This is a genomic window from Levilactobacillus yonginensis (assembly GCF_003946265.1).
Lineage (GTDB): Bacteria > Bacillota > Bacilli > Lactobacillales > Lactobacillaceae > Levilactobacillus > Levilactobacillus yonginensis.
In genome coordinates this window covers 1-9,299 of sequence record NZ_RHNO01000041.1, presented here as the reverse complement: position 1 = coordinate 9,299, position 9,299 = coordinate 1, and the positions used below count along the sequence as shown (strand labels likewise).

7 protein-coding genes are annotated in these 9,299 nt (G+C 46.3%); 3 read left to right on the top strand and 4 right to left on the bottom strand.

The window, feature by feature from the left end; all coding sequences use genetic code 11:
- Positions 1–112: 112 nt before the first annotated feature.
- Positions 113–1,861: a DUF262 domain-containing protein gene (locus EKM87_RS11995; protein ID WP_125684988.1), complete on the bottom strand. Its 1,749-nt coding sequence runs from the start codon at positions 1,859–1,861 to the stop codon at positions 113–115.
- 133 nt (positions 1,862–1,994) lie between these two features.
- On the opposite strand from EKM87_RS11995, the gene EKM87_RS11990 reads away from it, so the two are divergent.
- Positions 1,995–2,339 (top strand): iron chaperone, encoded by a 345-nt coding sequence (locus EKM87_RS11990; RefSeq protein WP_125684986.1) that lies wholly within the window; start codon positions 1,995–1,997, stop codon positions 2,337–2,339.
- A 57-nt stretch (positions 2,340–2,396) separates the two neighbouring features.
- Here the strand turns inward: EKM87_RS11990 and EKM87_RS11985 are convergent, their stop codons facing one another.
- The 3 genes from EKM87_RS11985 to EKM87_RS11975 form a co-directional block, all read right to left on the bottom strand.
- Entirely contained in the window at positions 2,397–3,047 is a 651-nt protein-coding gene (locus EKM87_RS11985) for an MIP/aquaporin family protein (RefSeq protein WP_125684984.1), read from the bottom strand.
- Positions 3,048–3,214: 167 nt separating this feature from the next.
- Complete coding sequence (pcp, locus tag EKM87_RS11980) at positions 3,215–3,853, bottom strand: pyroglutamyl-peptidase I (RefSeq protein WP_125684982.1); 639 nt, start codon at positions 3,851–3,853, stop codon at positions 3,215–3,217.
- Positions 3,854–3,903: 50 nt separating this feature from the next.
- A complete protein-coding gene (locus EKM87_RS11975; protein WP_125684980.1) occupies positions 3,904–6,126 on the bottom strand; it encodes an alpha-galactosidase in 2,223 nt (740 codons plus the stop codon).
- Positions 6,127–6,569: 443 nt separating this feature from the next.
- Between EKM87_RS11975 and EKM87_RS11970 the strand changes: the two genes are divergently transcribed.
- Together EKM87_RS11970 and EKM87_RS11965 are read left to right on the top strand one after the other, a co-directional pair.
- Positions 6,570–7,835, top strand: coding sequence for a SpaA isopeptide-forming pilin-related protein (locus EKM87_RS11970; protein ID WP_164506505.1), 1,266 nt, complete (start codon positions 6,570–6,572; stop codon positions 7,833–7,835).
- Positions 7,836–8,128: 293 nt separating this feature from the next.
- Positions 8,129–9,199, top strand: a complete 1,071-nt coding sequence (locus EKM87_RS11965) for a helix-turn-helix domain-containing protein (protein ID WP_164506504.1) — start codon at positions 8,129–8,131, stop codon at positions 9,197–9,199.
- Positions 9,200–9,299: the final 100 nt, after the last annotated feature.

The window sequence follows — 9,299 nt, the reverse complement described above, 5'->3', positions numbered from 1 at the left end:
TAGGCATAGAAAAATCCCCTTAAAGTTAACAGATGAATTATAGTTTTTCATCTGTCAACCTTAAGGGGACTATAGCACTACCAATACCATTGGCAATTAGTGGTGCTTTTATTTACCAGATAAGTACAACATCGTTCGTCAAGGTTTCCTGACGTTCTTTTATTTCATTTATTCCCCATTCCCTATTTTGCAATTGAATAGACAATTGTTGATTGGCTTTTAGACTTGATTTTTTTAACTGATCTACCAGCTGACCCAACTCTTTAAACTCAGATTTAACTAACCCTTTTTCCAAAATTGTCCAATTTCCAATATACGTTTGATATTCTCCCACTTCACCACTTGTACCAATCTGAACTAGACGATATCTATCATCATCAAAAACCCTATCATACAAATCATCAGCAAGATCACCATAGTGTACTTCATACAATTCTGCCAACAAATAAACCAACGTCCATTTCTTGGCTCCCCGTAAACCGCCATCTTTACTCAGCACACTAAATGAAGCCTTTGTTGCTTCATCAGACTTTAACAATTTATCATTCATCGAATTAATAATATCATTTACGCCATTGTATTCTAATGACCAAATATTTTTTGCGATGTCTGAAAATCCAGTCTCCAGTTTATTAGTCCCATCGTTAATAATCGTTCGATGGCGAATAAAGATAGATAAAACTTTATTAACAACTTTTAAGATATCTCTCTCTGCATAACCGCAGTGATACATTGCCATTACAATTGGATAATAAAGCATCACTCGCATTCTTGATAGAATATCCAAACGTTGCGTGATTCCTTCATTCTCAAAAAAAATAGCGTGAGCCTTTGGTGTAACCGGTGACTCTAAAACCGTGTACAAGGCCACTAAATTATCAAGATTTTCAAGAAAAACTTTAGCCTGATTGGCGTCCCTAACACGATCACTTACTGCGCGATATAGTTTTGCTTCGGATACAATTCGGTGTTGTGCTGCCCAACAGGTCCGAATAAAACGAGTAATTCTATTACTATTATTATCTAACCGATCAGTAATACTACTCCACAACTGATTAGCATCGGCTATATCATTGCCCATCAATGACATCACATGATTTTTAATAATATCTGATGCTTTAAGGTCTTTTCCACGACTATTCAATGTTTCAAAAATAGTAAACGCATCCTGTAAGCTTGGAGCTGAAATCATCACGATATAAAAGTTTCCTACAAACAAGTCAAAGATTGCTTGTAGTTTATCAATTCTGGCACCTAACGTATTTTCAGTTTTTAACATATCACGAATTTCACGATCCATATCATGATAAGCCGCTTGCATATTTTGCATTGGTTCTGATGTAACACGACCTTCACGTGCTTTGCGATTACCATTTGTTAGGTCGAAAAAGAAGTCTTGTAGTGGTTGGCTTTCTCCAGATTCTGAAACCTGCTGAACAGTTAACGAAGGCTTCGTTCCTTTTTTTCCCCGAATAGCTTTTTCAACTTGCTTACGAATATCCCGTAAATCATCGCCACTATCTAAGTTAATATCCTTGTTATTACCTCGAAAATTACTATCATACATTTCCTCTGCAATGTCTCTGATTACCGACATAAAAATCGTGCTCGTTGTTAAACGCTGCTGTCCATCAATAATTTCTTGATCTTCTTGTTTATTTTTATAAGTCACAATTTGACCAAAGAAATGGCTACTTCTTTCACCATTTACCAAATCCTTTAGATCATCCCAAAAATCATCAACTTCATTTTTTCCCCAAGCATAGTTACGTTGATAAACAGGTACTACAAAATTATTGTCACTAAATAATTCTCCAATTCTGAAGCGTGATGGCTGTGGAATATTAACAAAAGATTTCATATGTATTTCCCCCAAATGTCCAGTTGACATTTTCTAAATTTACGTCCATTCTGCAATTATACTAGAAGTATAGAACACATTTAAAGCTACTAATCAACTCAGCCTGATATTTTTTTAAAGGAGCCCACCCACCATGTCCCCCATCCCCGCCTACCTAACCGAAAAAGTCGCCCCAGAACACCAAGCCCAACTAACCGAGCTCTATCATCTGCTCCAAGCACTGCTCCCCACAGCCACCGAACGATTCAGCTACGGCATGCCTGCCTTCTACGTCGATGGCAAACCCGTCATTTATTTTGCTGCCGCCAAACATCACCTAGGCCTTTACCCCACGGCATCACCCATCGCCCACTTTGCCAATGAATTAGTGGCCTATCACACGTCCAAGGGCGCCATTCAGCTTCCCTACGACCAACCGCTACCCACTGACCTCATCACCAAAATCGTCAACTTTCGCGTTCACGAAATCACCGATTAATCAAAAAAACTAGCTGGGCTCCTCTTCAGAGCCTAGCTAGTTTTGTTAATTTCTAACTTAATCTTCGCTACCCATTAAACGGCCAACAAATGCCGCCAAGATGGCGCCAACTTCTGGTGCCAAAATGTATAACCACAGGTGTGACAGTGCACTCCCACCAGCGAAAATAGCTGGTCCAAATGACCGCGCTGGGTTCAACGAACCACCAGTCAGGTTCAAGGCCACAATGATCAAGAACGCCAGCGTCACCCCAATCGTGACACCCGCAAAGTCACCATTACCATGCCGGTCGCTCGTGACGTTCAAGATTACCAGTAAGAACAAGAAGGTCACTAACGCTTCAACCAAGAAGGCCATTCCCGTTGAAATCTTTGGAAAGTCCGTTTGGCCCAATTGGTTCGTTGCCAAACCCAGACCACCTACGAAAAGCTTGATGAACGCTGAAGCCACCGTCGCACCAAGCACCTGAGCCACCACGTAACCCAAGGCATCCTTGGCACCAATTCGCCGGTTGATCAACATCGCCGTCGTCACAGCCGGGTTAAAATGGCCCCCGGAAATGCCACCGAACGCGTACGCCGACACCGTGATTGCCAACCCAAAGGCTAAGCCAATCGTCAAGGTGCTGCCAGCTGCAACGGTGACCGCTCCAGTCCCTAAGAAGACTAGCATAAATGTTCCGAAAAACTCTGCAGCATATTTCTGCATAATAATTCCTCCATTTCCAAATCCTTATAATTAAATTAATTATAAAACACTTCCACCATTTCCGGTACCCAAACGCTATCAAAACGGTGTGGCGCCACAACTCTTTAATAACGAGCCTAATTAAAAATGGCGACTTCCTCAGTAAGAGAAAATCGCCATTTTTCATTTTACTCATTCGATGACCCATCGTCCACAGCCTTGATGCCCTTCACCAAGGCTGTGATGGCCGCTGTGATACCCCGGACCACATCAGCCAATGCCATTGATGGCATGCCAGGCTTATCAATCACCTGACTTGGCAGATACGGAATGTGCATGAAACCCGCCGCCAACCACGGAAACTCCTTGGCCCGTTGGTACTGCACCTGATACATCAAGTGATTGCAAACAAATGTGCCAGCCGTCGTTGAGACAGCAGCGGGGACGCCCACCTCGTGCATGGCGTCGACCATTTCCTTTACTGGTAACTGCGTGAAATACGCCGTGGGGCCGTCCGGTTGAATCGGTTCATCCACCGGCTGGAGCCCCGCATTATCGGTGACCCGCGCATCATTCAGATTAATCGCCACCAGTTCTGGCGTGATGGCCGACCGCCCACCAGCCTGGCCAATACTCAACACCACGTCGGGTTGCTCATCCAAAATCGCCTGGCGAACCAGCGCCGCGCTCCGAACAAAGATAGTCGGCACTGTCACTTTCACAATTTCTGCGTCAGCAATCGTGTCTGGTAGTCGCTTGACCGCCTCAATGGACGGATTCGTCGGCTCACCGTTGAAGGGATCAAATCCAGTCACTAATATTTTCATGTTGCTGGCCTCCTAAATCCTTGGATTTAAAAGCCATTATACAGCACGAATCACGCTTCCACTGCGTCAATGACCACTAAGAAGGCACTAAAGTCGGCCGACTGCTCAACCCCCTGTGTGCTCTCCAACAAGTGTGGTACGAAGACCCCCGCATGCATCAATTCATCACCAAAGTAGATGTGTTGCCCACCATTGAGGCGATACCGTTGATCTGGCGCCAACCCCCGCAGGTAAAGACGCGTATAAGCTGGGTTCGGATGATTGAGAATCTGATAACGTGCCGCGATGGCGTGTCGTTGATCATCACTAACGACCTGCCAGCTACCCACGTTGCCATCCCCAGTAAATGGGTTGTCAATGCGGTAGAATTTCCCTTGCTGGAACAATTCTCTGTGGGCCTTATAGAACGCGACTTGCTGCTTGATTGCCGCCTTCTCATCGGCAGAGCATTTAGTCACATCCAGTTCATAGCCCAGGTCACCAAAGTAAGCCACCGCCGCTCGAGTCTCAATCGGCGTGATTCGCCCAGTCTGGTCGTTCGGCACCGCCGACACGTGAGCCCCCATCATCGCTTGCGGATAACCGTAGGACGTGCCAAATTGAATCTTCAACCGTTCAACGGCATCAGTATCATCACTTGTCCAGGCTTGTGGTGCGTACGCCATCATCCCCAGATCAAAACGACCACCACCGGAAGCACAGGATTCAAACAGAACCATTGGATATGCCGCAATCAACCGAGCATACAGGTCGTAAACGCCTAACATGTAGCGATGAAGAAATTTTCCCTGCTGATCAGCCGGTAAAGTCGGACTGTACGCCTCCGTAATGTTCCGATTCATGTCCCATTTGATGTAATCCAAGTGAGCAGTTTCAATCAAGCCACTGATTTTACCATAGAGGAAGTCCACAACATCCGGGTTGGCCATATCCAGGACAAACTGGTTCCGGCCTGGCGTCATCTGTCGCTTAGGCGTCTTGATCGTCCATTCCGGATGCGTCCGGTATAGCTGACTGTCGATGGAAATCATTTCCGGTTCAAACCAAAGACCGAACTGCATCTTCAAGCCGTGAACCCGTTCAGCCAGGTGCGCCATACCGTTTGGTAGCTTCTCTTGATAGACATCCCAATCACCCAGTGAGGTCGTATCATCATCTCGATGACCAAACCAGCCATCGTCTAGGACAAACATCTCAATCCCCAACTCATGGGCATCCTCAGCAATCGCCACCAACTTATCTTCATTGAAATCAAAGTAGGTGCCTTCCCAGTTGTTTACCAACACGGGACGCTGCTGTTGGGCAAAGTGGGGATTGACCAGGTGATGCTGGTAGAAATCACCCATCTGCTGACTCAACTGGTTCAAGCCGGCTCCCGTATAACTCAGGACGGCTTCTGGCGTCTGGAAGGATTGTCCTGCTGGTAATTGCCAGTCGAATTCCGTCGGGTTGATGCCGACTAGAACTCTTGCCGTGTTAAAGGCGTCGACTTCCACTTGATCCAAGAAGTTTCCGGAATAGACCAGGTTGAAGCCCATTGCCGCCCCCTGATCATCCGTTGTTTGTGGTCGGGCCAGAATCATGGCTGGGTTCTGTTGATGACTGGAAGCCCCCCGCAGACTCCCGACACTTTGGATACCGCTCCGCAGCGGTGTCCGGACTAAATGACGTTCCCGCGTCCAGGTTCCGGAGAACTGGAGTAGGTCATAATCGGCATCTGGCAAATCTAACTGACTACTCAACGCCCGGTCCAGCTTAACTGTCGCTTGACCCTGATTCTGAAATTTAGCGCTCCGGACAATCACATCTTGATGTGGAAAGACCGCATAGCTCAGTTCCAGAACAACTTGCGTCACAGCATCTACCAGTGAGATCACCAGCGTCTGGGCATCGTCATGCTCATCATCAAAGGTCGATGGCAACCCCTTCAGTCGAGATTTGCCGTCAACAATCCGAAAATCCTGGTAGCTGAATTCACTGACGCGACTGCCATCTGGCTCCGTGATTTGAAAAGCCGGGTCCCGGTAATCACCCTTACCCAGACTCGCAAACTCCTGTTTCAAAGTTTCTGGCTGAAAGTCGGGCGTATCCAACCGCCAAGCTGGCATCGCCTCATGGTGTTCTCGAACCATTAATTCGGGATACGTCGCCTGATCATGTAACCGTGGTCCATAATAGAGCTGGCCCAATTCGCCATTGGCCATGACGTGGAATATGTAGCTGCTGTGATCCGTTTGCAAGTGAAACTGTTGTTGATTTACGATGATTGACATCTGATCTACTCCCTTCTTGAATTACCTATATGCCCATCGTAGCATAGATTGTAAGCGCTGACAGTAAATGAATCATTCCTATCGGTTACCCTGTGAACTTCATTGGTATTGAACTCAACTATTCGGTTAGGCATTTTCCAGGTAAGATCCGTCAATCAAAAATCGGTTAGCTCGATTATCCGCTAAGTAGTCAGATAGGTACCAGGTCGGCGATTGTCTAGCTTGCGATTTAATTGTCAAAGAGTTTATTTTTCACTACCCTTCTAAACATTTCACGTCATAGGTAGATTACCCCCATTACAATTTTGTTGAATTGTGTTACAATTCAATTAAGGTGTGTAACAGGTATACCGTCAAATCACCTTCGATCTAAATTTTCAGTGCACGAAAGTTTTGGATCATCCGTCACAGTTTTAAAAATTACATAACGGGGAATGACAACTATGCTCACGAATACTTTTTCCAACCGCAACTGGCGGCGTGTATTTTTGTTGATTGCTAGCGTGTTACTGGCCCTCTTTGTCGGCCACACACAAGCTAGCGCCAACACTGTCTCAGTCAATGGTCTCGGCGCTGCGGACGCCACCATTACGAACGACCAAGGTGTCACGCAATCTACGACCGGTAATCTCGACAAATACAGTGCCTACCAGGTTCACTACAAATGGTCGATCAACGACACGACTAAACTTGCTAAAGGTGATACAGCGACGGTTTCCTTGCCAGCCAACGTTGCCTCTAGCTACGACTACTCATTTGATTTGACCGACGCTAAGTCTCAGGCCAAGATTGGGACGTTTACCATTCAAAAAGGCAGTCAATCCGGGACTATCACGTTTAACGACTACCTCGTTACCCACAACACGGCCCGCCAAGGTACTTTACAGCTCGCCGCAAATGGGAAACACGTCAACACTGACAATACTAACTGGCTCATCAATAAGGTCGGTTGGCTCACGAACACGACGATCAAAGATGGCCATCCAACAACGGCCAACTGGAATATCGCCTTCAATCCCGACAACAAGGACTTAACAAACGTTACGCTGACTGATACCTTGGGCAGCGACCAGACTTACGTTCCCGGCTCTATCAAAGTCGACGGCAACGTCCCTGCTCCTGACGTCACGGTTAACGGTAATACGATTACCATGAAGTTTGGCCACGTGTCAAAGAAGGTCAACCTGAACTACCAGACTAGTATCACCGGTGTTCCTAGCGACAGCCACTGGTCTAACGCGGCCACATTGACTGCTACGAACGGTAGCGTTGCTTTGAACAAAACCGTCCACGGTACGATTGCCTGGGGTGGTAACGGTGAAGGTAACGGCGACGAACAAGCTGCTAAGGGTAATGTCACACTGATCAAGACGGACCAGTGGGGCTGCAAACGTTTAGCCAACGCCCACTTCAACCTCTACACAGCTGCTGGCAAGCTCGTTAAGAGTGATGTCACGACTGACTACCGTGGTGAACTCACAGTTGGTAACCTGAAGTATGGCAGTTACTACTTTGTTGAAACTAAGGCCCCACGCGGCTATCGGCTATCTAGCCGTCACCTTACCTTCACACTGAACGATAAGATGCCTGCTGCCAAGCTCCAAGTACCAAATGCTAAGAAGTCTTGGGGCTACTGCCCTTCATTCCATAAAGTCCAGATTCAATTTGTCTGGTACCACTGTGTCACTTGGCAATGGTGCCTGTGGTAAAATGACCCGCTACTCTTACTAACGAAATCCAGCGGTCATTTGTCACCCGAAATTTATAAAATAACGAAAAAGATGAGTGACTCCTCTCAAGGGGTCACCCATCTTTTTGTCTATCGCCAAACTATGCCCTCACCAAATCGTACCGAAACAATCTCTATGGACAAGTTGCCCACTTAATGCTAAGCTGATTCCCGACATAAATCGCCCCTACACTGGCATCAAGGCGATTAAAAGTAGAAAATAGCCACCATTCAAAAATATTAGTGTGCATGTTGCATACTGGAGGGACAATCTTGCAGACCGAAACATTTTTACTGAAATCAATTGCGTGTACCACGATCGACCAACTCACGACACTGCTAGCAAATTACCTGAATCAAGCCGTCCTGATCATTGATGAGCACGATGCCATTATCAGCCAAGGCCAATCAGAAGTAGCTAAAGTCTCGGCCACGTGGTTAGATTCCCGTCAGGACCAAACTCTCTCCCCTCACAATCACGCCGAATTTAGCCGTCACGTCATCAATCCGCAGGCACTCAACCGGTGGTACCTCTTCGTCTCACAATCTCAGGAACATCCCCTGGACGTAAGTCAGATTCAACTCGGTATCCGTGTGATCAATCACTTCATTGACCGCTATGCCCTAAATCCCAATCAAAGTGAAGTCAACAGCGTCTTTGCCAAGCTATTAGCTCACCCAACAACCAACGTCAATTTGCTCCACCCCTTGGTAACGGGGCCATTGGTGATGGTCACAACGACACCCCAAACCTCCAACCAGCCACAGTTTGTCGCCGCATTGCAGGACCTGGTAGCACCGCTACCACTCGCCGAAGATAATCATCAAGGGTTATCGTTTCTCTTACACGCCACTGACCTCCCAACCATCCGTCCGCAACTGATGCAATTGGGGCAACAATTTGCGCAAACGTTTTTCGTTTCGGAGGCCTTCACCGACATTGCCAAAAGCCAAGAATTCCGCCAAATTTGTCGCCAGGCTGAACAGATTGCGCATGATTTAGGGTCAACCGACGTTGTCAATTCAACACAAAAATACAACATCTACATCATTCTGTCTCAGGTAAAAAATACCACGCTCCTCAAGAATACGATGTGTACGCAGTTGATTTTTTTGAAAAAATACGACTCTGCACATCACACGGAATTGTTTGAAACATTACACGCTTTCTTGGAAAACAACAGTCATATCGGGACGACTGCTGACAAACTCCACCTCCATCGCAACAGCTTATCTAAACGATTGGCCAAGATTCAAGATTTGATTGAAATCGACTTCAGCAATCCTGATAAAACATTTGGCTTGCGGCTCAGCTACCGCCTCTTTAATTTCCTGCAAATATAAGAAAGGACGTCACATAATGACACTGCTATAGTCCCCTTAAGGTTGACAGATGAAAAACTATAATTCATCTGTTAACTTTAAGGGGATTTTTCTATGCCTA